The sequence below is a fragment of the Pacificimonas aurantium genome (assembly GCF_020092905.1).
GTDB classification, from domain to species: Bacteria; Pseudomonadota; Alphaproteobacteria; order Sphingomonadales; family Sphingomonadaceae; genus Pacificimonas; species Pacificimonas aurantium.
In genome coordinates, this window is the sequence record NZ_JAGSGB010000001.1 from 758474 (window position 1) to 782191 (window position 23718).

At 65.5% G+C, this 23718-nt stretch carries 22 protein-coding genes; 15 read left to right on the plus strand and 7 right to left on the minus strand.

Annotated elements, in window-relative coordinates; all coding sequences use genetic code 11:
* The first annotated feature begins 18 nt into the window (after positions 1-18).
* From KCN53_RS03735 to KCN53_RS03745, 3 genes are all read left to right on the plus strand, one after another.
* Positions 19-801: an SDR family NAD(P)-dependent oxidoreductase gene (locus KCN53_RS03735; protein WP_088713314.1), complete on the plus strand. Its 783-nt coding sequence runs from the start codon at positions 19-21 to the stop codon at positions 799-801.
* 147 nt (positions 802-948) lie between these two features.
* Complete coding sequence (locus KCN53_RS03740; RefSeq protein WP_088711378.1) at positions 949-1755, plus strand: SDR family oxidoreductase; 807 nt, start codon at positions 949-951, stop codon at positions 1753-1755.
* Positions 1756-1902: 147 nt separating this feature from the next.
* On the plus strand, positions 1903-2415 hold the full coding sequence (locus KCN53_RS03745) for a fasciclin domain-containing protein (RefSeq protein ID WP_088711377.1): 513 nt from the start codon (positions 1903-1905) through the stop codon (positions 2413-2415).
* 148 nt (positions 2416-2563) lie between these two features.
* Here the strand turns inward: KCN53_RS03745 and KCN53_RS03750 are convergent, their stop codons facing one another.
* Entirely contained in the window at positions 2564-3187 is a 624-nt protein-coding gene (locus KCN53_RS03750; protein WP_088711376.1) for a glutathione S-transferase family protein, read from the minus strand.
* A gap of 105 nt (positions 3188-3292) precedes the next feature.
* On the minus strand, positions 3293-3580 hold the full coding sequence (locus tag KCN53_RS03755) for a 4a-hydroxytetrahydrobiopterin dehydratase (protein WP_088711375.1): 288 nt from the start codon (positions 3578-3580) through the stop codon (positions 3293-3295).
* 75 nt (positions 3581-3655) lie between these two features.
* On the opposite strand from KCN53_RS03755, the gene KCN53_RS03760 reads away from it, so the two are divergent.
* The 5 genes from KCN53_RS03760 to KCN53_RS03780 all read left to right on the plus strand — a co-directional run bounded on the left by KCN53_RS03760 (position 3656) and on the right by KCN53_RS03780 (position 7581).
* On the plus strand, positions 3656-4051 hold the full coding sequence (locus tag KCN53_RS03760) for a metallopeptidase family protein (RefSeq protein WP_088711374.1): 396 nt from the start codon (positions 3656-3658) through the stop codon (positions 4049-4051).
* Between the two features lie 56 nt (positions 4052-4107).
* Positions 4108-4575, plus strand: a complete 468-nt coding sequence (locus KCN53_RS03765; RefSeq protein WP_088711373.1) for an acyl-CoA thioesterase — start codon at positions 4108-4110, stop codon at positions 4573-4575.
* A complete protein-coding gene (locus KCN53_RS03770; RefSeq protein WP_088711372.1) occupies positions 4572-4988 on the plus strand; it encodes a VOC family protein in 417 nt (138 codons plus the stop codon). Before KCN53_RS03765 ends, KCN53_RS03770 begins: the two co-directional genes overlap by 4 nt.
* Positions 4989-4993: 5 nt before the next feature.
* The gene (gene gloB, locus KCN53_RS03775; protein ID WP_088711371.1) at positions 4994-5737 is read left to right on the plus strand and encodes a hydroxyacylglutathione hydrolase; all 744 of its coding nucleotides are present in this window, start codon (positions 4994-4996) and stop codon (positions 5735-5737) included.
* 101 nt (positions 5738-5838) lie between these two features.
* On the plus strand, positions 5839-7581 hold the full coding sequence (locus KCN53_RS03780) for a calcium-binding protein (protein WP_207790590.1): 1743 nt from the start codon (positions 5839-5841) through the stop codon (positions 7579-7581).
* Between the two features lie 116 nt (positions 7582-7697).
* Here the strand turns inward: KCN53_RS03780 and KCN53_RS16120 are convergent, their stop codons facing one another.
* From KCN53_RS16120 to katG, 3 genes are all read right to left on the minus strand, one after another.
* The gene (locus KCN53_RS16120; protein WP_317988403.1) at positions 7698-7910 is read right to left on the minus strand and encodes a DUF305 domain-containing protein; all 213 of its coding nucleotides are present in this window, start codon (positions 7908-7910) and stop codon (positions 7698-7700) included.
* On the minus strand, positions 7907-8260 hold the full coding sequence (locus KCN53_RS16125; protein ID WP_317988404.1) for a hypothetical protein: 354 nt from the start codon (positions 8258-8260) through the stop codon (positions 7907-7909). Before KCN53_RS16125 ends, KCN53_RS16120 begins: the two co-directional genes overlap by 4 nt.
* Positions 8261-8377: 117 nt before the next feature.
* On the minus strand, positions 8378-10582 hold the full coding sequence (gene katG / locus KCN53_RS03790) for a catalase/peroxidase HPI (protein WP_088711370.1): 2205 nt from the start codon (positions 10580-10582) through the stop codon (positions 8378-8380).
* A 177-nt stretch (positions 10583-10759) separates the two neighbouring features.
* Between katG and KCN53_RS03795 the strand changes: the two genes are divergently transcribed.
* Together KCN53_RS03795 and KCN53_RS03800 are read left to right on the plus strand one after the other, a co-directional pair.
* Entirely contained in the window at positions 10760-12595 is a 1836-nt protein-coding gene (locus tag KCN53_RS03795; RefSeq protein WP_088711369.1) for a gamma-glutamyltransferase family protein, read from the plus strand.
* 68 nt (positions 12596-12663) lie between these two features.
* Positions 12664-13098, plus strand: coding sequence for a hypothetical protein (locus tag KCN53_RS03800; RefSeq protein WP_088711368.1), 435 nt, complete (start codon positions 12664-12666; stop codon positions 13096-13098).
* Between the two features lie 32 nt (positions 13099-13130).
* On the opposite strand, the gene KCN53_RS03805 is transcribed toward KCN53_RS03800, so the two are convergent.
* Both KCN53_RS03805 and KCN53_RS03810 read right to left on the minus strand, forming a co-directional pair.
* Positions 13131-13868: a tetratricopeptide repeat protein gene (locus KCN53_RS03805; RefSeq protein ID WP_088711367.1), complete on the minus strand. Its 738-nt coding sequence runs from the start codon at positions 13866-13868 to the stop codon at positions 13131-13133.
* A gap of 5 nt (positions 13869-13873) precedes the next feature.
* On the minus strand, positions 13874-15454 hold the full coding sequence (locus KCN53_RS03810) for a lysine--tRNA ligase (protein ID WP_088711366.1): 1581 nt from the start codon (positions 15452-15454) through the stop codon (positions 13874-13876).
* Between the two features lie 139 nt (positions 15455-15593).
* Here KCN53_RS03810 and KCN53_RS03815 point away from each other — a divergent pair, with 139 nt between their 5' ends.
* The 5 genes from KCN53_RS03815 to KCN53_RS03835 all read left to right on the plus strand — a co-directional run bounded on the left by KCN53_RS03815 (position 15594) and on the right by KCN53_RS03835 (position 23677).
* Positions 15594-15815, plus strand: a complete 222-nt coding sequence (locus tag KCN53_RS03815) for a hypothetical protein (protein ID WP_088711365.1) — start codon at positions 15594-15596, stop codon at positions 15813-15815.
* A 74-nt stretch (positions 15816-15889) separates the two neighbouring features.
* Positions 15890-18643 carry an ATP-dependent DNA helicase gene (locus KCN53_RS03820; protein ID WP_088711364.1) on the plus strand — a complete coding sequence of 918 codons (2754 nt, stop codon included), beginning with the start codon at positions 15890-15892 and terminating at the stop codon, positions 18641-18643.
* Positions 18644-18656: 13 nt separating this feature from the next.
* Positions 18657-19892, plus strand: coding sequence for an aspartate kinase (locus KCN53_RS03825; protein WP_088711363.1), 1236 nt, complete (start codon positions 18657-18659; stop codon positions 19890-19892).
* 23 nt (positions 19893-19915) lie between these two features.
* Complete coding sequence (locus KCN53_RS03830) at positions 19916-20914, plus strand: NAD(P)H-dependent flavin oxidoreductase (protein ID WP_172406296.1); 999 nt, start codon at positions 19916-19918, stop codon at positions 20912-20914.
* A gap of 210 nt (positions 20915-21124) precedes the next feature.
* Positions 21125-23677, plus strand: coding sequence for a TonB-dependent receptor (locus KCN53_RS03835; RefSeq protein WP_088711361.1), 2553 nt, complete (start codon positions 21125-21127; stop codon positions 23675-23677).
* The last annotated feature ends 41 nt before the right edge of the window (positions 23678-23718 follow it).

Sequence of the window (23718 nt, forward strand, 5' to 3'; positions counted from 1 at the left end):
ACTTCAGGGAGAAACATGATGAAACTCGATGGACTTTCCGCAGTCGTCACCGGCGGCGTTTCCGGTCTCGGCCTCGCAACCGCGAAAACGCTTGCCGCGCAGGGCGTGAAGATCGCCGTTTTCGACCTCAACGAGGAAAAGGGGAAGGCCGTCGAGTCCGAGCATGGCTTCACCTTCTGCAATGTGAACGTCACCGACGAAGAGAGCGTCGACGCCGGTTTCGAGAAGGCGCGCGCCGCCAACGGCCAGGAACGCATTCTCATCAACTGCGCCGGCACGGGTAACGCGATGAAAACCGCCAGCCGCTCGAAAAGCGACGGCTCGATCAAGCATTTCCCGCTCGATGCCTTCAACCTGATCATCCAGATCAACCTCGTCGGCACCTTCCGCTGCATCGCGAAGTCGGCGGCCGGCATGCTGTCGCTGGATCCGCTCGACGAGAGCGGTGAGCGCGGCGCCATCGTCAACACCGCGTCGGTCGCCGCCGAAGACGGCCAGATCGGCCAGGCGGCTTATTCCGCTTCCAAGGGCGGCGTCGTCGGCATGACCCTTCCGATCGCCCGCGACCTGTCGTCGGAGGGCATTCGCGTGAACACGATCCTTCCTGGAATTTTCAACACGCCGCTGCTCCAGGGCGCCCCGCAGAACGTGAAGGATGCACTCGGCGCGCAGGTGCCGTTCCCGAAGCGTCTCGGCAATCCCGAGGAATATGCCGCACTCGCTCTCGAGATGGTGCGCAATTCCTACTTCAATGGCGAGGATGTGCGTCTCGACGGCGCGATCCGCATGGCGCCGCGTTGATCCCGGCGATCTGATCCGGTGCGGCGCCGCAGCAGCGGCGCCGCACCACCTTTCTTGCCGCGCTTCCGTTCGGACCCGGGCTGTTTATCCCGCGCCGCCATTCGGGCAGGGGCGTGAGGAAACAGCTTGAATTAGAGGAGCGCACCCATGCCCGCCCCCACTCCCTTCCAGCCGAAGGGCTCAGTCTGCATCGTCACCGGCGGCGCGAACGGCATCGGCCTCGCCCTTGCCCGCACGCTTAAGGCGGCAGGCGCCGCTCATGTCGCCCTTGCCGACCTCGATGAGACGGCGTTGGCCGAAGCGGCGGTCGAGATCGGCGGGCTTACCTTTCCGATAGACGTCGCGGATTTCGCCGCCGTCAGTGACATGGTGGAGGCCGTCGAGGAGGCTGCCGGGCCCGTTGGCCTCTTTTGCGCCAATGCCGGAATCGGCATCGCCGACCCCGACCCCGCCGATGCCTCGTCCGCCCCGCTCGACGCCTTCGAAAGCTGCTTTCGCGTCAACTGCATCGCCCACATCGTCGCGGCGAAGGTGATGATGTCGCGCTATCTGCGGCAGGGCGGCGGCTGGTTCCTGAACACGGTCAGCGCCGCGGGGCTGCTCAGCCAGATCGGTTCGGCGCCCTACTCGGTCTCCAAACATGCCGCGATCGGCTTTGCCGAGTCGCTTGCCTATACCGGCCGGGACAGCGGTGTCGGCGTAACCGCGCTGTGCCCCCAGGCTGTGCGTACGGCGATGATCGGCGAGAATCCGGAAGAGGAGCTGAAGGGCGGCGCCGACGTCGACGGCATTCTCGAACCCGAAGAGGTGGCCGCCGCGGCGCTCGAGGGCCTGACCGAAGGGCGCTTCCTGGTGACGCCGCATCCCCATGTGCGCGGATATATGCAGGCGAAGGCCGCCGATTATGACCGCTGGATCGGCGGCATGGCGAAACTGCGCCGCTCGGTCATGTAGCGAGGGCGGGCGCCGCCTGCTCCGTTCTGCCGCGCGGCGCGTGGACGCAGCCGCGCGTCCGACTTCCTTTCACGTTCGTACTTTGGATCGCGTCACCGGTGCGCGATCCTCGCCCCCGGCACGCGAACTCTTTGGAGGGAGTTTGACATGAAGACTTTCGCAATGGCCGCAGCCGCGGCGCTTCTGACCACGACCGCGCCCGCATTGGCGTTCGACAATCATGAATCGGCCGGCATGGAAGAGGCCGGGACCATCGTCGATGTCGCATCGGGCAACGACATGTTCGGCACGCTGGTGGCGGCCGTGACCGCTGCCGACCTCGCCGACACGCTTTCCGGCCCGGGGCCCTATACGGTCTTCGCCCCGACCGACGCTGCGTTCGAGAAGCTGCCCGCGGGCACTGTCGAGATGCTGCTGCAGCCGGAAAACAAGGACAAGCTGACCGAGATCCTGACCTACCATGTGGTGCCCGGCTCTTACATGGCAGCCGACCTGCAGGGTAAGACCATGATGGCGCCGACCGCTGCCGGGGCCGAACTTTCGATCGACGCGACAGACGGCGTGAGCGTGAACGACGCCAGCGTCGTGAAGGCCGATGTGAAGGCCTCGAACGGCGTCATCCACGTCATCGACACGGTGCTCATGCCGCCATCCAACTAAGCCGTCCAACTAAGCCATCTGGCCGGATGTCGGCCTGAGCTGTCAGGCGGCTCCGGCTTCGATGGCATGCGAAGGGCCGCCGTCTCCCGATGTAGGAGGCGGCGGCCCTTTCCTGTTGTTTGACAGCTCTTGCGGAAACGCGGGCCCGTCAGCTCGCCGCGACCGGCTCCATCTTCTGCTTGGCGAGAGCGGTCTTCACGCTCTCATCCCGTTCCATCCGCGCGCGAAAGGCCTTCAGCTTCGGATAGTCGTCGATCGACAGCGGCGTCATCTCGATCCAGCGTGTGATGACGTAGAGATAGGCGTCGGCGAAGCTGCGCTCGGACAGGTAGAATTCGCCCGCCATCCTATCGTTCAGCCGCTGATAGTGACCGCGCAGTTTTTCGTACGTCTTCTCCTTGATGGCCTCATGCTGGCTTTCGTCGGCGATCAGGCTGCCCGGCGCGAAGTGGCCCGCATAGTCGGCATGAACTTCCGAGGTCATGTAGGAGAGGGCCTCGGCCTCGCAGCGGCCGAGCCGCTTGTCGCGCGCATAGCCTTCGGTGCCATATTCCGCGCCCAGATAGGTCATGATCGCGGCGGCTTCGGTCATCACGTCGCCGTCGTCGAAGACCAGCGCGGGAACCTGGCCCAGCGGGTTGATCTCCAGATACCAGTCCTCTTTCTGCTGGCCGCGTTCCAGCGTTTCGATTTCGACCGGCGCGTTCAGCCAGTGCGCCGCGATATTGGGCGCAAGCGCACAGGTGCCGGGCAGCGTGTAGAGTTTCGTCATGGTCTCCGATCCGTTCGAACAGGCTTTCCCGGCCAACGGTGGAGGCGGCGGCAGGGGTCCCTGCCCGGGGACCGGCGCGTTGCCGCAGGCGCGTGCCGCCCGGCCCTAGAGCGCCTCGATCTGACGCGCGAGGTCGATGTCGCGCATCGACAGACCGTCGGCATCATGCGTCGTCAGGACGATGTCGACCCTGTTGTAGACGTTCGACCATTCGGGGTGATGATCTGCCTTTTCCGCCAGCAGGGCCACCTGCGCCATGAAGCCGAAGGCGCGCGTGAAATCGTCGAAGCGGAAGCTTTTCCGGATGGCGTCGCCTCCCTCCACTTCGGACCAGCCGGGAAGGGAGGGGATCAGGTCGGCGCGCTCGGCGCCGGTCAGTTTGGAAATGGCCATGCGCTTCCCTAGGGCTGCGGCACCCCCTATCTCAAGTCCCCCGTCCCCGCAGGCACATCGTTACCGCAGGCCCCCATGACTTCAGGAACCTTCGCGCCCACCCTGGCAGATATCGAACGGCTGGCCGTGGCCGCCATCGACACGCTGCCCGACCTGTTCCGCGAGCATCTCGGCGGCGTGCGCCTCGTCGTCGCCGATTTCCCCGACGAGGATGTCATCGCGGAGATGGAGCTTTCCTCTCCCTTCGACATCCTCGGCCTCTATCACGGGCATTCCATCGCGAAATCGGTGGAGCTGTCCGGCAACCTTCCCGACACCGTCTATCTCTACCGCCGGCCGCTGCTCGACTATTGGGCAGAGCATGAGGAGAGCCTCGAACATCTCGTTGCGCACGTACTCATTCACGAAGTCGGGCATCATTTCGGCCTCTCGGACGAGGACATGCACGGCATCGAGGATGCCGCCGGCTGACAGGCACCCAACCTGCGGCCTAGCTCCGCCGCCTCGCTCTCCCTAGGTAGGGGCGCATGGCACGATCCGACTTTCGCTTCCGTCACCGCATGCGCGTCCGCTACGCCGAAATCGACGCCCAGCGCATCGTCTTCAACACCCGTTACCTCGAATATATGGATGTCGGCGTGACGGAATATTTCCGCGCCGTGGGTCTGCACGATCTCGATCAGCCTGACGGCGGCGATGCCGAGTTCCACGTCGCGCGCAACTCGGTCGACTACAAGAAACCGCTGGCCTGGGACGAGGAGTTCGAGGTCTGCATGCGCTGCGCGCGCATCGGTACCAGCTCGATGCAGTATCTGTGGGAAATCCACGGCTTTGCGAACGGCGCCGAGGCCGACGACCTGCGCGCGCTCGGCGAATCGATCTCGGTGCATGTCGGCGAGCTCGGCAGTCCGCCCTCGCCCGTTCCGGATCGCATCGTGCAGATTTTCGAGGACTATGAAGGGCGCCAGCTGCGCGCCGAAAGGAAGGCCGCATGAAGTATCTTCACACAATGGTACGCGTCAGCGACCTCGACGCGTCGATTCGCTTCTACGAACTGCTCGGGCTTGAGGAACAGCGCCGCGTCGATGTCGACGCCGGTCGCTTCACCCTCGTCTTCCTGGCCGCACCGGGCGACGAGGAGGCACAGGTCGAACTCACCTATAACTGGGATCCCGAGGAATATTCCGGCGGCCGCAATTTCGGCCATCTCGCCTATGCGGTCGACGACATCTACGAAAAGTGCCGCGAGCTTCAGGACGGCGGCGTGACCATCAACCGCCCGCCGCGCGACGGCCGCATGGCCTTCGTCCGCTCGCCCGACGGCATTTCCGTCGAGCTTCTGCAGAAGGGCGATGCGCTCGCGCCGGCAGAACCATGGGCATCCATGGAAAATACGGGCAGCTGGTAAGCGCCATGCTCGACATCGTCCGCATCCCCGCGCTCAGCGACAACTACATCTGGCTCGCGCGCGACAGCGAGACCGGTGAGGCCGCCGTCATCGACCCCGCGGAGGCTGCCCCCACCCTGGCGAAGGCGGAGGAGCTGGGATGGGAGATTTCCCAGATCCTCAACACTCACTGGCATCCCGACCATGTCGGCGGAAATGCCGAGATCAAGGACGCGACGGGCTGCAAGGTCACCGGGCCGAAGGGCGAAGAGGAAAAGATTGTCGCCATCGACCGCGCGGTGGTGGAAGGAGACCGCGTCGCGATCGGGTCAGCCAAGGGACGCGTCATCGACGTGCCGGGGCATACGGCGGGACATAACGCCTATTATTTCGAGGGCGCCGGCAAGGACGGAGAGGGCGTTCTGTTCTGCGGCGATACGCTGTTCGCCATGGGCTGCGGCCGGCTGTTCGAGGGGACGCCCGCCCAGATGCACGACAGTCTGGCGAAGCTTGCCGGGCTTCCCACGGACACGAAGGTCTACTGCGCGCATGAATATACCCAGGCGAACGGGCGCTTTGCGCTGACCGCCGAGCCGGAGAACGAGGCGATCCGCCGCCGTCAGGACCAGGTGATCGCGATGCGTGAGCGCGGCGAAGCGACGGTGCCCACCACCATCGGCGCCGAACTGGACACCAACCCCTTCGTCCGCGCGTCCGATGCTGAGGAACTCGGCCGCCGCCGCGACGCGAAGGACTCCTTCAGTGGCTAGGTAATTGCGGTCTCTTGCCTTTATTACTTGATGAATGGTCGCGCTCGGTTACTAACTTCGGTTAGTAACCTGTGTGTGGGCGAACTGTTCAGGGGGACCGAATGGCCGATATTCAAATCTACGTGCCCTTCGATATTGTCGATCTTTACGTAAATATCGGTTTGAATTGGTATGTGGAAAACAACGAGGGCGTGGCCGTAGATGCTGACGGCATCACGCTGTTTTCCGAGGACCAGTCCTCCTCACTCCTTTTGATTGTCCGCGGTGAGGATCTCGTTTTCGACGGTTTCGTTCCCGTCTCCGGAACCGTCACGTTCATTTCGGAAAGCGGGTCGGACGACGGCGATACGGGAGTGCTTTATGCCTTTGGCGGCCTGTCCCTTTCGGTCGCTGCCGTTGCAAGTGCGGTATTGTCATCGTCCACTGCAGATGATCGCGAACTGATCCTCACCCAGCTTGCAGGCGACGACAATATCACGCTCTCGAACGGGTCCGACATTATGGCGGGCTTGGGCGGCGACGATGTCATCTGGGGGAACGGTGGTAATGATACCCTCACGGGGAATGAGGGCGACGATACGCTGATCGGCGGTTCCGGTAACGACGAGCTCAGCGGTATGGAAGGCAATGACCGGCTGGAAGGCGGGGCGGGGGACGACATCCTCTCTGGTGGCGCCGGAAACGGCGATGTCGCGGTTTTCGACGCACTGCTTGAGAACGCACTCTTCTCCATCAGTACCGCCGCGCCGGACACGGTGGTTGTGACGGTCCCGGGGCTCGGAACCGATACGGTAACGGGCGTAGAGATTTTCGAGTTTGCGGGCAGCGTTTCCCGGTCGCTCGAGGAGGTGGAAGCGATTGCCGAGGGCGGAGGCACCCCAACGCCAACGCCTACACCGACGCCCACCCCCACACCAACGCCCACCCCCACACCAACACCGACACCCACTCCCACACCCACTCCCACGCCAACCCCTACCCCAACGCCCACTCCTTCTGAGGATCCGGTCTTTCAGTTTCAGGCCTCGACCGGGTTCACGGGCGCAATCGGAGGAAGTGGCACCGTCATCGGTACGTCGGGGCAGCAGGTTCTTCAGGTCGGCGACAGCGCCGGCCGCCTGAGCTACGATCCCTCGTTCAACCGCGGCGGCGACATCCTGATATTCAGTGACGAGGCATCCAGCTTCACGATTGCCGTGTCGGGCTCGACCGCGACCCTTACCGGGGTCGGCGAGGCGGCGGGCCGCGTGCTGACGCTGCCAGTCGGGGTCGTCGGGATCGACCTTCAGTTCGCGGATGGTACGCGGGTGCTCCGCTTCGATGCCGATATCGGCGCGGTGCGCATCGGGAACCAGACCGTCACGACGGAGGCCGCGCCCATTACGGCAGAGGGTACGGATAACGTTGTAGAAGATATGACGTCCGCCGACGTCGCCGGGCGCTTGGCCCTGTCTGCCGGTGGTAGCGCTCAGGTCGGCGGAAATGTCGATGTATTTGGCGTGCGAGGGGTCGCCGAAACCATCGAGATTCTTGGTCCCTCCGAAATTCGTCTCGACGGGTCGTTCAACGTCGGCCCCGATACCGTCATCATCGATGCGCCGCCCGGCGGGTTCACTGCCGTGCGTTCGGGAAGTGTGGCCGTGTTCGACAGCGATACGATCGGCCTCACCGTACCGATCGGGCCGGGGGCCGAGAACCGCACCGCGATTTCGTTCGAAGGCACAAGCGCCGACCTCTACTTCGATTCGCAGACCGGACAGGTGATGTTCGGCGATCAGGTCGTGACGACATCACCTGCGCCGGTCCCACTCGCTGCGGAGCTGGCGCAGCAGCTAGTCCTTTAGGCGTCGCGCTTCGCGCGGCGGGGCCTCGCCGTCCGCCGCTGGCTCCTACTCGCCGACCTCGACCGTCTCGCGGATGTCGTCGGTCAACGGCCGCTCCAGGCCCTTCAGCGCCTCTTCTAAAGCTTCGGCGTCAGTTCAGCCGTGCGCGGGGGCAGCGGCGTGCCGTCCCCCATTTCTCCGCGTTTCTCGATATCGGCCAGGATCAGCTTCATCTCGGCGATCTCCTTCACCTGCGCCTCGATGATTTTGTCGGCCAGTTCGCGCATGCGCGGATCGGAGATTGCGGCGCGGCGGCTCGTCAGGATGGCGATGCTGTGGTGCGGGATCATCGCCTCCGCCCAGGAGACGTCGTCAACGGTGGACTGGCTGCGCGCCAGCCACAGGAACAGGCAGAAGCCGGCGATGCCGCCGCTATCACCAGCCACTTCACCGTCTTCGTCTTGTACATGCCCCACATGAAGCCGAGCATGATGACGATCATCGCCATGCCCATCATCAGCGCCATCCACATGCGCGTCTGGCTGAAGAAGATGTGGTCCGGTTCGTAGACGTTGGAATATTTCAGGACGAACATCGTGACGATCGAGGTCGCGATCATCGCGGCGAAGGTGAGCCATTTGCTGCCCTGATGGCTGTCGCCCGCCTTCTGTCCGTCCTCATTTCGGTCAGAATCGGTCATGGAATGTCCCCTTTCCAATGGCTTCAATGCGGCGCGTTAGATGTCCGTTGCATGCGAAAAGGCCCGCCGGCGCAGGAAACCGGCGGGCCTTCCTCGGAGCGGCACGCTCCGAAAGCCTCAGGCGTAGCGCGGGTCCAGATCGAACCGGTCCGCGTTCATCACCTTCGTCCAGGCCTTGACGAAATCGCGCACGAACTTCTCTTCGTTGCCGCGCTCGGCATAGACTTCGGACACCGCGCGAAGCTGCGAGTTCGAGCCGAAGACCAGGTCGGTGCGGCTGGCGCGCCACAGCTCTTCGCCGGTCACGCGGTCCTCGCCGACGAATTCCTCGTCACCTGAGGTGTCGACCACTTTCCATGCGGTGCGCATGTCGAGCAGGTTGACGAAGAAATCGGTGGTCAGCTGCCCGGGGCGGTCGGTGAAGATACCTTGGTCCGACCCGCCTGCGTTTGCGCCGAGGACGCGCAGGCCGCCGACAAGCGCGGTCATTTCCGGAATCGACAGGCCGAGAAGCGAGGCGCGGTCGAGCATCAGCTGCTCGGTCGGAACCGAGTGCTTCGTCAGCAGATAGTTGCGGAAAGCGTCGGCCTTCGGCTCCAGCGGCTCGAAACTCTCCGCATCGGTCATCTCGTCTGTCGCATCGCCGCGGCCCGGGCTGAACGGTACCTCGACGGCGAAACCGGCATCCTTTGCCGCCTTCTCGACCGCCGCCGTGCCGCCGAGGACGATCATGTCGGCGACCGATATGTCCTTGTCGCCGCGGATGTCCTCCAGCTTGGCCAGAACCTTCGACAGCTCGTCCGGATCGTTCACCGGCCAGTCCTTCTGCGGCGCCAGGCGGACCCGGGCGCCGTTTGCGCCGCCGCGATGGTCGGACACGCGGTAGGTCGATGCAGAGGCCCAGGCGGCCTTCACCAGTTCCGAGGTCGTCAGGCCGCTTTCCAGGATGGCCGACTTCATTTCAGACACCAGCCCTGCGTCCGGGGTGGGCCCGGCCGGAACCGGATCCTGCCAGATCAGGTCCTCCTCGGGCACTTCCGGGCCGAGATAGCGGACCTTGGGGCCCATGTCGCGGTGCAGCAGCTTGAACCAGGCGCGGGCGAAGGCGTCGGCGAACTGATCGGGATTGTCGCGGAACCGCTCGGAAATCTTGCGGTATTCCGGATCGACCTTCATCGCCAGGTCGGCCGTTGTCATCATGGTGGGCCGCAGCTTGGAAGGATCGTGCGCGTCGGGCGCCATATCCTCTTCCTTCTGGTCGATCGGCTGCCACTGCTTGGCGCCGGCGGGGCTGGTCACGAGCTCATAGTCATAATCGAGCAGCAGCCGGAAATAGTTCATGTCCCAGCTTATCGGCGTGTTGGTCCATGCACCTTCCAGGCCGGAGGTGATGGTGTGTCCGCCCATGCCGCTCTCATGTTCGCTGTGCCAGCCGAAGCCCTGCGCGGCGATGTCCGACGCTTCTGGCTCCTTGCCGACCTTCTCGGCCGGACCGGCGCCGTGGCACTTGCCGAAGGTGTGGCCGCCCGCGGTCAGCGCGACGGTTTCCTCGTCGTTCATCGCCATGCGCGCGAAGGTCTCGCGGATGTCGCGCGCCGAGCCTTCGATGTCGGGCTCTCCGCCGGGTCCTTCCGGATTGACGTAGATCAGCCCCATCTGGATGGCGGCAAGCGGGTTCTCGAGCGCCTTGCCCTCTTCCGGGTCGATCCGGGTCGGGACGCCTTCGTTCACCCACAGGTCTTCGGTACCCCAATAGATGTCGCGCTGCGGCTCGTACGTGTCGGCGCGGCCACCGGCAAAGCCGAAGGTCGGGCCGCCCATCGACTCGATGGCGACATTGCCGGTCAGCAGCATCAGGTCGGCCCAGCTGATCTTGTTGCCGTACTTCTGCTTGATCGGCCACAGCAGCCGCCGTGCCTTGTCGAGGTTCGCATTGTCGGGCCAGCTGTTCAGCGGCGCGAAGCGCTGCTGGCCTTCGCCGCCCCCGCCGCGGCCGTCGGCAGTGCGGTAGGTGCCGGCCGAGTGCCAGGCCATGCGGATGAAGAAGGGGCCGTAATGACCATAGTCGGCCGGCCACCAGGGCTGGCTGTCGGTCATCAGCGCGTGAAGGTCCTGCTTCAGCGCGTCATAGTCGAGCGACTTGAACGCCTGCACATAGTCGAAGTCCTCGTCCATGGGACTGGCGCGGCGATCCCCCTGGGTCAGGATTTCCAGCTGCAGCTGGTCGGGCCACCAGTCCTTGTTCTGGCGGCCGAGAAGCGCGCGTACGCCGCCGTCATGGCCAAGCGGGCAGCCTTCGATCTTTCCGGTTTCCATATTCATGCGGCAGCTCCTCCTTCGGGGTGCGAGTCTTATTCAGTGAGCAGCTTATAACCCGTTTTTGCTATCGGAAAAAGCGATTAAAGCCGATCAGTCAGAGTGAGCGGGTCGAACAGAGATGCGTGACGGCGCGGCAGCGCTCGCTTGCAAAATCCGGTCGGTGGTGGGATCGGTGGGGTCATGAAACACCAGCTGTCCCGGGCGCTGCCCCGCGTCTCCGCCACGACATTCGCCGCCGCCGCTGTGCTTGCCCTCGGCGCGCCCGCGGCCGCACAGCTGGGTCCGGCTACGGCGCCAGCCGCGAAGGATCTGGGTGATCGCTATTCGGGCTTTTCGGGTCAGACGCGGTCGCCCGTTCTCGGCAAGAACAGCATGGTCGCCACTTCACAGCCGCTTGCGACCCAGATCGGCCTCGACGTCCTGAAGGCGGGCGGTTCGGCGGTCGATGCGGCGATTGCGGCAAATGCGGCGCTCGGCCTGATGGAGCCGACCGGCAACGGTATCGGCGGCGATCTGTTCGCCATCGTCTGGGATCCCGAAACTGAGCAGCTTTACGGCCTCAACGCCTCCGGCCGCGCGCCGATGGGGCAGACCCTCGAGCAATTGCGAGCCGCGTCGGCGGAGGCCGGCGATGCCAACGACATCCCAGAATTCGGCTGGCGCTCGGTCACAATTCCCGGCGCCGTGTCGGGCTGGGGCAAACTGCATGAGAGGTTCGGCCGGATGCCGTTCGCCGCGGTGCTCGCTCCCGCCATCTACTATGCGGAAACCGGCTTTCCGGTCTCTGAGCTGATCTCCTACTATTGGAACGTCGGTCCCGACCGGTACCGCGACTTCTGTGCGTCCGGCGTCATAGAGGAATGCGACAATGCCAACCGTCTCTATTTCGGCGGCGGCGACAACCCGCCCGACGTCGGCGACGTCTTTGCCAATCCAGACCTCGCCCGGACGCTGAAGACCATCGCGGCCGAGGGTCCCGAGGCCTTCTACAAGGGCGAGCTTGCCCGCGACATGGCAGCATATCTCGAACGGATCGGCGCGCCTCACCGTTACGAGGACTTCGCGTCTCACGAGGCGAACTGGGTGGAGCCCGTGTCGGTCGACTATCGCGGCTATGACGTCTGGGAGCTGCCGCCCAATGGACAGGGCATCGCAGCCTTGCAGATGCTGACCATATTGGAAGGCTACGATCTTGCCTCCATGGGGCGCGATTCGGATGAGTTCTGGCATCTCATGACCGAGGCGAAGAAGCTCGCCTTTGCCGACCGGGCGCGCTTCTACGCTGATCCCGATTTCGTCGAGACGCCGGTCGAGCGGCTCCTGTCTGAGGATTACGCCGCCGAGCGCCGCGAACTGATCGGCGACCGGGCGATGATGGAGGCCGATCCCGGGCTCGACACCAGCGCCATTGCCGTCGGCGACACCATCTATCTGACGACCGCCGATTCCAGCGGCATGATGGTCAGCCTGATCCAGTCCAACTATCGCGGCATGGGGTCGGGACTGGTCCCCGACGACGGCGAGGGCAATACGCTCGGTTTCATGTTTCAGGACCGCGGCGCCCAGTTCGCGCTCGCCGAGGGGCATCCGAATGTTTACGCGCCCGGAAAGCGCCCTTTCCACACCATTATTCCGGCCTTCGTCACCAAGGACGGCCAGCCGTGGATGAGCTTCGGGCTGATGGGCGGCGCCATGCAGCCGCAGGGCCATGCGCAGATCGTCGTCAATATGGTCGACTTTGGTATGAACGTGCAGGCTGCCGGCGATGCCGCCCGGTTCCACCATGTTCAGGCCGACGACGCGACGGCGCTCGGCCGCATGAGCGACGGCGGCGTTTTGCAGGTCGAATCGGGAGTGCCGCTGGAAACGGTGCGCCAGCTCGAGGCGCGCGGGCACCAGGTCGAATACACCACCGGGCCCTTCGGCGGATACCAGGCCATCTGGAAGGACCCGGAAACAGGTGTCTATTGGGGCGCCAGCGAAATGCGCAAGGACGGCCAGGCTGCCGGTTATTGATTTAAGCTGTTGAGCTTTGCGCGCGTTCGTCCGTTAATGCGGGCGAGGGGACAGTCAGGAGGAAGTTCATGACTCGCATTTCAATTGCGGTCGCCGCCATTGCCCCGATTCTCGGCCTAGCGGCCTGCGCTACCGATTCCGGCGCGGGCGACTCCGCGGAAGGGCGCATGGTCGCCGACGAAGACGCCATTCCCTATCTGGAGGCCGCCGCAACGGGCGAACCGCGCACCTGTCTGATGACGACGCAGATTCGCTCGACGAGGGGGCTGTCCGATGGCGCGATCCTGTTCCGCACCAGCGGAGGCGACCTCTATCGCAACGAGCTGCCGAACCGCTGTCCGGGCGCGCGGCGCGATGCGGCCTTTTCCTACCGCGTGCCGACCTCGCAGCTGTGCCGGGGAGAGATCCTGCGCTTCTTCGACCCGACCAGCGGCATGGAATATGGCAGCTGCGGCCTCGGCGAATTCGTGCCCATCGAGGATCCCGACGAGGTGGACGGCTAAGGACTGACACACGGGGGCGGCTGTGGCCGCCCTCAGACGAAGCGGTCGAACGGCCTCATGTCATAGGCATTGCGGCGCAGCGCGTCTGGGTCGTCGATCACCCCGAGAAGCTTGCGGGCATTCGCGCGCATCAGTTCTGCGAGCGGGCCCCCACCCGTCCCTCGCGCTACCGGCTCGAGAAGGGCGCGGATTTCCGCAGCGCTGTCGCGTTCTTTCAGGCCGATCGCATTGATGGCGTAGAGCGTGCTGATGACCGGGTCGTCGGGGGCGAGGCGGTGCGCGCGTGAAAAGGCCTCCAGCGCGCTGTCTGTCTTGGCGCCAAGCATGGTACCCGCCATGAACTTGCCGATATTGGTCACCGCCTCGCCATGCCAGCCGCCCAGCCCGGCCCAGCCGGCTGCGCTGCGCGGGTTGTCGGTGACGATCTCGCGGAACAGCGCGCGCGCGGCCTTCGCATCCGATCGGCTGCGGGTCAGCTTCGCCCGGTAGCCGAGAGCCGCCGCTTTTTGCAGCCGCGCATTCTCATGCGCGGGCGCAAGGGCAAGCGCCCGGTTCGCCTCGGCAAGCGCGGCCTCGAGCGTCGCCAGCGCCGCCGCCTCGTCCGCGGTGCGATAGGCGGCTTCGACCAGCTTCGCCTCGGCGGAGTTTGCGAGGGCAGTGGCGCTCTCGGCCTGCGCGGCAGCGGGGAAGGCGAGACCTTCCGGCAGCGTGCCGGTCCCCGCCAGCGGTATGGCCGCCAGCACCGCAGCAAACAGTATTCTTGAGGTCATCAGCCCTATCTCTCCAGCGCCTCCGCGATCAGGCGGCGCGTATTGTCGATTCCGTACAGGCTTACGAAACTGCCCATGCGCGGTCCCTGCGAACTGCCGAGAAGCGTCTCGTACAGCGCCGAAAACCAGGCGCGCAGCGGCTCGAAGTCATGGGCCTTCCCGACCTCATATACCGCGGTCTGGATGTCTTCGGCCTGAACGTCCGCGTCCATCGCGGCCAGCCGGTCGTCCAGATCGCGCAGCGCGGCGGCTTCCTTCTCGCTCGGTGCGCGCTTCTCCAGGCTGGGCGCGACGATCTCGCGGACATAGCGTACCGCGTGACCGACCAGCTTCGCGAGTTCGGGTTCGGTCTCCGGCGTCGCCCCCGGGGCATAGTTCTGCAGATAGGCCCAGACCGCCGCCTCGTCCGCTTCGGAGCCCATCACCCCCACCAGATTGAGGAGCAGCGAATAGGGCACTGGAAGCGCTGCGTCCGGCACGTCGCCGCCATGAACGTGGTGGACGGGATTGCCCAGCCGCTTGTCCCAGCCCTGCGCGGGATAATTCGCGCGCATCTGGAAATAGTCGTCGATGACCTTCGGGATCAGGCCTGTGTGCAGCTGCTTCGCCGCCTTCGGGTCGCGGTAGATGTAGAACGCCAGGCTCTCTTCCGGGCCATAGGTCAGCCATTCCTCGATCGAGAGGCCGTTGCCCTTCGACTTGGAGATCTTCTCGCCCTGGGCGTCGAGGAACATCTCGTAGATCATGCCCTCGGGCTTCCGGCCGCCGAGCACCTTGGCGATCTTGCCGGACTGCACGCCCGAATCGGTCAGGTCCTTGCCGTACATTTCATAGTCGACGCCCAGCGCCACCCAGCGCATGGCCCAGTCCGCCTTCCACTGGAGCTTCGCCTGTCCGCCGAAGATCGACTGTTCGATGCTCTCGCCCTCGTCCTCGAACCGGATCATGCCCGTCTCGGGATCCAGCACGGTCACGGGCACCTGCAGGACGCCGCCGCTCTTCGGGCTGACCGGAAGCACCGGAGAATAGGTTGCTCGGCGTTCCTCGCGCAGCGTCGGCAGCATCACGCCCATGATCTTGTCGTAGCGCTGCAGCACCAGCTTCAGCGTCTCGTCGAACGCACCCGAGGCATATTGCTCGGTGGACGACATGAAGTCGTAGTCGAAGCCATATTGGTCGAGGAAGGCGCGCAGACGGGCATTGTTATGCGCCGCGAAGCTCTCATGCGTTTCGAAGGGGTCGGGAATGCGGCTCAGCGGTCGGCCCAGATGTTCGGTCAGCATGTCCTTGTTCGGGACGTTGTCCGGCACCTTGCGAAGCCCGTCCATGTCGTCGGAAAAGGCGATCAGCCGCGTGGGGAGCCCGGACATCTCCTCCAGTGCCCGGCGCACCATTGTCGTGCGAAGTACCTCGTTGAACGTCCCGATATGCGGCAGGCCCGATGGCCCGTAACCCGTCTCGAACAGGATCGGCGCGCCGTCAGGCTTGCCGTCCGGATAGCGTTTCAAAACCCGTCCCGCCTCCTGATAGGGCCAGGCCTTGTTCGTAAGCGCGGCTTCGCGCCGCTCGGGATCGATGGTGGTCATGGGCGGCAGCTAGGCGCAGAGGCCGCGACGGGCAAGGCCGCGGCATGACGTTTCGGCTCTCCGTCACGGGCGCACCGCTAGAGGGCCCGGAACCGGATTGCCGGCTACGGCGTATCTGACCCGAAGGAGTTGGTTCGCCATGAACACGTCGATCGCCTATCTGATTGGTTTCCTGATCGTCATCGGGGGCCTTGCCTATGGCGCCACCCTGGCGGGCGTCCCCGCCACATGGATCGGCGTGGGCGTCATCGTACTCGTGGGGATCGGCATCATGTCAACGGTCACGAAGACACGCGCGCCCGAGCCCACCAACGGCGAAGCGCATCGCAAGGCCGCGACGACCACCGTTCGCGAGGACTGACGCCCGCGGCCCCCATTCTCGGGCCCGCCATTTGCGGGCTTGAAGGATGTGCGCCTTCCCGCGAAGGGAAGGATATGGCCGTTCCCGATCCGTTCCCTGCAGCTGCCTTGCCGAACCCGGCGCTCGTCGCAGCGCTCGACGGCTTCTGGATCGCCGATGCCGAGGGTGCGGCGAAGGTCGACCGCGCCGACGCCGTCAGGCTTTTGACGTCGACGCCCACCATCATGGCGAACGTCCCGCTGGTGGCTGCGAAGCTGGGTTACCCCGAACTCGACGGTCTCGACATTCTGGAGCTGTTCGCCTTCGTCCATCCGGCCCGGTTCAGCGTGCCGACCGTTGAGGGCATGGCGGACTTCCTTGGACTCGACCGTCCGGAAACGGGCGCGGATGCAGCAATTATGCTGCGCAGCATGGCTGCAACATTGCTCGGCAGGGTGTCGTTGCCGGACTGGCGCGAGAAAGAGGGGGCATGGCCGATCGCGCAGGCCCTCGCCCGTGCGCGCTGGGGGTGGGCGAATATCGTCCTGCAGGCGATGGAGCCGCCGGCGCGCCCCGAGCGCAGCGTCTTCACCGCCCTGCCGCAATGGGAGGAAGGGCCGCCGCCCGCCCAGCCTAGGACGGTGCGCCTCGAAGAGGAGGAGGTGGATCGCCGTCTCAGTGCGCTCCTCGGCCCGGACGCCGAACGGCGGGACGGCCAGCGCAGCTATGCCGCCGCGGTCTCCCGGGCCTTTGCGCCGCGGGAAGTGGAGGGCGCCCCCAATATGGTCCTTGCCGAGGCCGGAACGGGCATCGGCAAGACGCTCGGCTATCTGGCCCCGGCAAGCCGCTGGGCGGAGGAAGCCGGCGGCACGGTCTGGCTATCCACCTATACCAAGGCGCTGCAGCGGCAGCTCGATGGAGAGATGATCAGGCTCTATCCCGACGAGGCGGAGCGCAAGAAACGGGCGGTCGTTCGCAAGGGGCGCGAGAATTACCTCTGCCTCCTCAATTTGGAAGACGCCGTGCAGGGAAGCTTCGGCGGCCGCGCGGCGATCTACGCCCGGCTGGTCGAGCGCTGGGCGCGCTATTCGGCCGGCGGCGACATGATCGGCGGCGACCTGCCCGGCTGGCTGACGAGCCTGTTCGGTCGCACTGCGCAGGCCGCGCTGACCGACCGGCGCGGCGAGTGCGTCTATGCCGCCTGTCCGCACTATCGCCGCTGTTTCATCGAACGCGCGGCGCGCGCGAGCCTCGATGCCGATCTCGTTATCGCCAACCATGCGCTGGTGATGGTCAATGCAGCACGCGGCAAGAGCGAGGGGCGGGGATTGGCGCGGCTTGTCTTCGATGAGGGGCATCACCTCTTCGATGCCGCCGATTCCACCTTCGCGCTTCACTTCACAGGCGCCGAGACGATCGAGATGCGCCGCTGGATCATCGGGCCGGAACGCAAGACGAAGGGCCGCCGCCGCGGCCTGACCGCCCGGCTCGGCGATCTCGTCGCGTTCGAGGAGGAAGGTGCGCTGCTTCTCGACGAGGCCGTGGAACGGGCGCGCATCCTTCCGGGCGAGGGCTGGCTGAAGCGGATCGTCGACGGCATGCCCGACGGTCCCGTCGAGCTGCTGTTGGCGGAGGTGCGGGCGCTCGTCCTGGCGCGCGCGAAGGCGAACGAGGCAGGCTATGGCCTCGAAACCGAACTGGTGGAACCGCCCGCTGCGCTGGTCGAGGCCGCGGCAGCCTGCGAGCGCGCGCTCGAGGATCTCGCTGTGCCGCTCCGCCGCCTCGGCGCGCGGCTCGTTCGCCTGCTCGAGGAAGCACCTGACTGGCTCGACGCTCCGGCGCGTGCGCGCGTCGAGGGTGCGCTCGGCGGCATGGAATGGCGCCTGCAGACGCTGTCGGGCTGGATTTCGCTGATGGCCCGCGTCGGTGGTCCGCCCGATTCCGATTTCGTCGACTGGCTGGCGCTTGACCGGTTCGAGGGGCGCGAACTCGACATGGGCATCCGGCGGCACTGGCTCGATCCCACCAAGCCTCTTGCGAAGGTGGTCATGGAGCAGGCGCACGGGGTGGTGGTGACGTCAGCGACATTGCGGGGCCGCGTGGCCGAGGGGGAGGCGCCCGCCGACTTCGACTGGCAGGTCTCCGAGATGAGGACGGGCGCCGCCCATCTTTCGCTGCCCGCCAAGCGGTTCCAGGTCGACAGCCCGTTCGATTATGCCGCGCAGACCAGGATCCTGGTCGTCACCGACATCAAGCGCGGCGACACCGCACAGCTAGCCGGGGCCTACCGGCGCCTGATCGAGGCCGCAGGCGGCGGGACGCTCGGCCTCTTCACCGCCATTGCGCGGCTGAAGGCGGTCTACCACCGCATTCACGGCCCGCTCGCGGAGGCGCGGCTGCCGCTCTATGCCCAGCATGTCGATCCCGTCGATGCGGGCACCTTGGTCGACATGTTTCGCGCCGACCCGCGCGCCAGCCTCCTCGGGACCGATGCGCTGAGGGACGGCGTCGACGTTCCCGGCGAGTCGCTGCGGCTGGTCGTCATGGAGGGGGTGCCGTGGCCGCGGCCGACTGTCCTCCATGCGGCACGGCGCGCGGCGTTTGGCGGCAAGGGCTACGACAATCTCATTACTGGCGGGAAGCTGGCACAGGCTTTCGGCCGCCTTGTCCGCAGGGCGAGCGACCGGGGCGTGTTCGCCATTCTCGGCAGTGCGGTACCCACCCGGCTGACCACCGTCTTTCCCGGCAATGTCGAGGTGCTGCGTGTCGACCTCGCGACTGCGGCCCGGATCGTCGAAGAACAGGCGGGACTGCGCGAAGGCGTTGCACAGGCGCACAGCGCCGCCTAGAGCGCTCGACCCTATGGCACGCATCGTCATGAAATTCGGCGGCACCTCGATGGCCGGCCTTGAACGCATCCGCGCGGCTGCGGACCGGGTGAAGCGCGAAGTCGACGCCGGCAACGAAGTCGCCGTGGTGGTCAGCGCCATGGCCGGCGAAACCGACCGGCTGGTCCGCTTCTGTCAGGAGGCGGCGCCGCTGCACGACCCGCAGGAATATGACGTGGTGGTCTCCTCCGGGGAACAGGTGACCGCAGGCCTGCTCGCCATCGTCCTGCAGTCGAAGGAAGTGAATGCCCGCTCCTGGCTCGGCTGGCAGATGCCCATGCACACGACGAGCGCGCACAGCTCGGCGCGCATTCGCGGCATCGACAGCGAGAAGATGCTGGCCGCCATGGCGGATGGCGTCGTCGCCGTCGTGCCCGGGTTCCAGGGGCTGTCGGAATCCGGCCGTGTGACCACTCTGGGCCGGGGCGGCTCCGACACCTCGGCCGTCGCCGTGGCAGCGGCGCTCAAGGCCGACCGGTGCGACATCTATACCGACGTGGACGGCGTCTACACGACCGACCCGCGCATCGTCCCGCGCGCCCGCAAGCTCGACCGCATCACCTTCGAGGAAATGCTGGAGCTGGCGTCGGTCGGCGCGAAGGTGCTGCAGACCCGCTCGGTCGAACTTGCCATGAAGCAGGGCGTGCAGCTGCGCGTGCTTTCCAGCTTCCGGGACGTCCCCGGCACCGACATCGTGAATGAGGATGAGATCGTGGAAGACCAGCTGATCACCGGCATCGCCTATAACCGCGCCGAGGCGGAAGTGACGCTGACCAAGGTGCCCGACACGCCCGGCTGCGTGGCCGCCATCTTCGAGCCGCTGGCCGAGCACGAGGTCAATGTCGACATGATCATCCAGAACATCGCCGACCAGCAGGGCCGCACCGACGTGACCTTCACCGTCAACCGCACCGAAATTCCGCGGGTGATGGAAATGCTGAAGGGCGCGCAGGACAAGATCGGCTACGAAACGCTCAGCTATAACGACAAGGTCTGCAAGCTGTCGGTCGTCGGCGTCGGCATGCGGAGCCATACCGGCGTGGCCTCGACCATGTTCAAGGCGCTGGGCGAGCGCGGCATCAACATCGAATCGATCACCACGTCGGAGATCAAGATCAGCGTCCTTATCGCCGAGGAATATACCGAGCTCGCCGTGCGCGTCCTTCACTCCGCCTACGGCCTCGACGCCGCGGAGGAGGAAACGGCGTGACGCATGAGCGTCTTCAGCGCCTGATGGCGCGCGGCCGGGAATTTCTCGGCACCGACTACGCGATCATGGGCGGCGCGATGAGCTGGATTTCCGACCGCCATCTCGTTTCCGCCATCTCCAATGCCGGCGGTTTCGGCATGATCGCCTGCGGGGCGATGGAGCCGCATATGCTGGAGGAGGAGATCGCCGAGACCGCGAAGCGCACCGACCGCCCCTTCGGCGTCAATCTCATCACCATGCATCCCGACCTGTTCGAGCTGATCGAGATTTGCGGCCGGGCCGGTGTCAGCCATATCGCGCTTGCCGGCGGCTTGCCCCCCAAGGGCTCGATCGACGCCATCAAGGGTACCGAGACCGGTACCCCGGCAAAGCTGATTTGCTTCGCGCCCGCCCTCAGCCTTGCGAAGAAGCTCGTGCGGTCCGGCGTCGACGCGCTTGTCGTCGAGGGGATGGAGGCGGGCGGCCATATCGGCCCTGTCTCGACCGCCGTGCTGGCGCAGGAAATCGTGCCCGAGCTTGGCAAGGACGTTCCCATTTTCGTGGCCGGCGGTATCGGCCGGGGCGCCGCCATTGCGGCCTTTCTGGAAATGGGCGCGGCCGGGGTACAGCTCGGCACGCGCTTCGTCGTCGCCAGCGAGTGCGTCGCGCATGAGAAGTTCAAGAAGGCGTTCATCCGCGCCTCGGCCCGCGATGCCGTGACCAGCGTACAGCTGGACAGCCGCCTGCCGGTAATTCCCGTCCGCGCGCTCAAGAACAAGGCGTCCGACGAGTTCATGGCAAAGCAGCGCGAGGTCGCTTCGCTTCTCGACGAGGAGAAGGTCGAGATGTCCGAGGCGCAGCTCCAGATCGAACATTACTGGGCCGGCGCGCTGCGCCGCGCGGTCATCGACGGCGATGTGGAAAGCGGCTCGGTCATGGCCGGGCAGTCGGTCGGCATGGTGAAGGCCGAAGCGCCGGTTGCCGAGATCATGGCCGAACTGGTGGACGAAGCCGAAGAGGCACTGGCGCGCAAAGCCGCCTGACCTTCTCGCTTTCGCGCATGTTGCATTCGCGCAACACTCCCCTGGGCAATATTCTTGCCCGCGAAACACCCCATGGAAGCCTTTGCGCTGCTGTCCTATGGGATCGATTCGATCCGCCCAGCAGAGGCGGCCCAAGCAAATAATCGGGGAGGGTTCTGGCCGTTGGCGCCGGACCCTTTCTGTTGTCTGTCATCCAGAGGGTTCTAACTCATGAAAGCCATTCTTCTTGCCGGTGCGGCCTTTGCCGTCGCCGCCCCCGCCATTGCACAGGACGCCGGGGTTCAGGACACCACGGCACCCGAAGCCGTCCCGCCCGCGAATACCGCCGCATCCGAAGACCTTAGCGGCAATGCGATCATCATCACCGCGACGCGTCGCGCCGAGACGATTCAGGACGTGCCGATTTCCGTGAATGTCGTCGGCGGCGAGCTGATCGAGAATGCTGGCGTCGACGATGTCCGCTCGCTGCAGCAGGTCAGCCCCAGCCTTCGCACCGGCACGGGCCAGTCCACCGCGACCGGCACCTCGCTCAGCATTCGCGGCATCGGTACCGGCGGCGACAATCCGGGCTTCGAGCCGGCCGTCGGCGTCTTCATCGACGGCGTCTACCGTGCCCGTGCGGGCGTCGCGATCAGCGAGCTGCCGCCCGTCGACCGCGTCGAGGTGCTGCGCGGCCCGCAGGGCACGCTGTTCGGCCGCAATACGTCCGCCGGCGCGCTCAACATCATCACCGAGGAGCCGGAATTCTCCTATGGCGGCTTTGTTCAGGGCGAATATGGCAATGAGGGCCAGCTCGAATTTCGCGGCATGGCCACCGGTCCGGTCAGCGACACGGTCGCCCTGCGCCTCGACGGCGTCTACCGCGAGCGCGACGGCTATATCGAGGATGTGAACTCGGACCGTGAGTTCAACACGATCGACCGCTACAGCCTGCGCGGCCAGGCCCTGTTCGACGACAGCGACCGCCTGTCGGTGCGCGTCATCGGCGACTATTACAAGACCGACGAAGAATGCTGCTACGCCGTCAACGCGGTGCCCGGCCCCGTCGGCCCGGCGCTCGATGCGATTGCGGGCTTCGCGGGCCTGACCGGCCTCGTCACGCCGACCAGCGGGGACGACCGCCGCGCGGCGGCCTCGCCGAACCGGGACCTGACCGAAGAGGTCGAGGACTGGGGCATTTCCGCCGAAGTGAACTATGAGTTCGACTTCGCCACCTTCACGTCGATCACTGCGTACCGCGACTGGGACGCTCTGCGCGATCAGGACATCGACTTTTCCGGTGCCGACCGCGCCTATCGTGATGATTACACGACGGGGCTGAAGGACTTCACCCAGGAACTGCGCCTGCAGGGTACGGCGTTCGACGACCGCCTCGACTGGCTCGTCGGTGCCTTCTACCTGAACGAGGAACTGACGCTCACGGATACGATCCGTACGGGCACTCAGGCTGCGGCTTATCCCGACACGCTGTTCGCCAGCCGCGCAGGGTTCGAGCTGTTCGATACCTACGGTGCTGCGGTGCCCGAGTTCGGCCAGCTGCTCATCGCGCCCGGCAGCCCGCTGTTCAACGCCGACCTCGCTGCAGCAGCAGCGGCGGATCCCGCACTCCTTGCCTCGCTCGTGAATCCGCTGCCCATCGGCGGGGACGGCTTCGGTCAGCAGGCCGACAACTACACCGTCGACACGCAGGCCATCGCGCTGTTCACGCACAATGTCGTCGACATTACCGACGCCCTGTCGCTGACGGTCGGTCTGCGCTGGAACCACGAGGAGAAGGACTTCGACGCCGATCTTCTTGCCACCAACCCGACCTGCGACTTCTTCCTGAACCCCGCCAACGCGGTCTACACACAGACGCTTGCGGCCGTCGCGCCGTCGGCGATCCTGCTGGGCTGTAACCCTGCCGTGAACAGCGAGTTCAACGGCAGTTACGACGGCGGCTTCAGCGACGACGAGTTCACGGGCACCGCAAAGCTCGCCTACGACATCAACGGCGAAGTGCTGCTCTACGGCAGCTATGATCGCGGTTATAAGTCGGGTGGCTACAATCTCGACCGCGCCGGGTTCGACTCGGTTCTGGTCGGCGGCGACGGCGCGCAGATCGACGACCTCGAGTTCGCGGCCGAAACGGTCGACGCGTTCGAAGTCGGCGTGAAGTCCCAGCTCAGCCGCGAATTCACCTTGAACGCGGCGGTCTTCTACCAGGACTTCAAGGACTTCCAGCAGCTCGTCTTCACCGGCACCAACTTCGCCGTGCAGAATGTCGAGAAGACCATCTCGAAGGGCCTCGAACTCGATGCCAGCATTCGCCCGATGCGCGATTTCAACATCGCCCTTGGCTATGCCTACACCGACGCGGCCTTCGACGACGATCTCGACCTGACGGGAACGCCGCTTGCGGGTGAAGAGGGCCAGCAGCTCGTCAGCATTCCGAAGCATGCGATCACCGGGTCGATCACGCTGACCCCGCCGCTGAACGACGACCTCAACCTGCTGGTTCACGTCGACGGCCGCTTCCAGAGCGAGACGGCGACCGCCGCCTCCTCGCGCGGCATCGTCGATGCCAAGGCCTATGCGGTGGTGAACATGCGTGCCGGCATCGTGACGGCCGACGACCGCTTCCGTCTGGAAGCGTTCGTGGAGAACCTGTTCGAGAGCACCTATCCGGTCGCGAGCTTCGCGGTGCCGGAGCAGACTGGCACCTTCGCGATCTATCCCTCGCAGCCGCGCTACTATGGCGTGACGGCGCGCATGGGCTTCTAAGCTCGCGGGACGATCTGTCTCACGTGCGGGGCGGGGGCCGG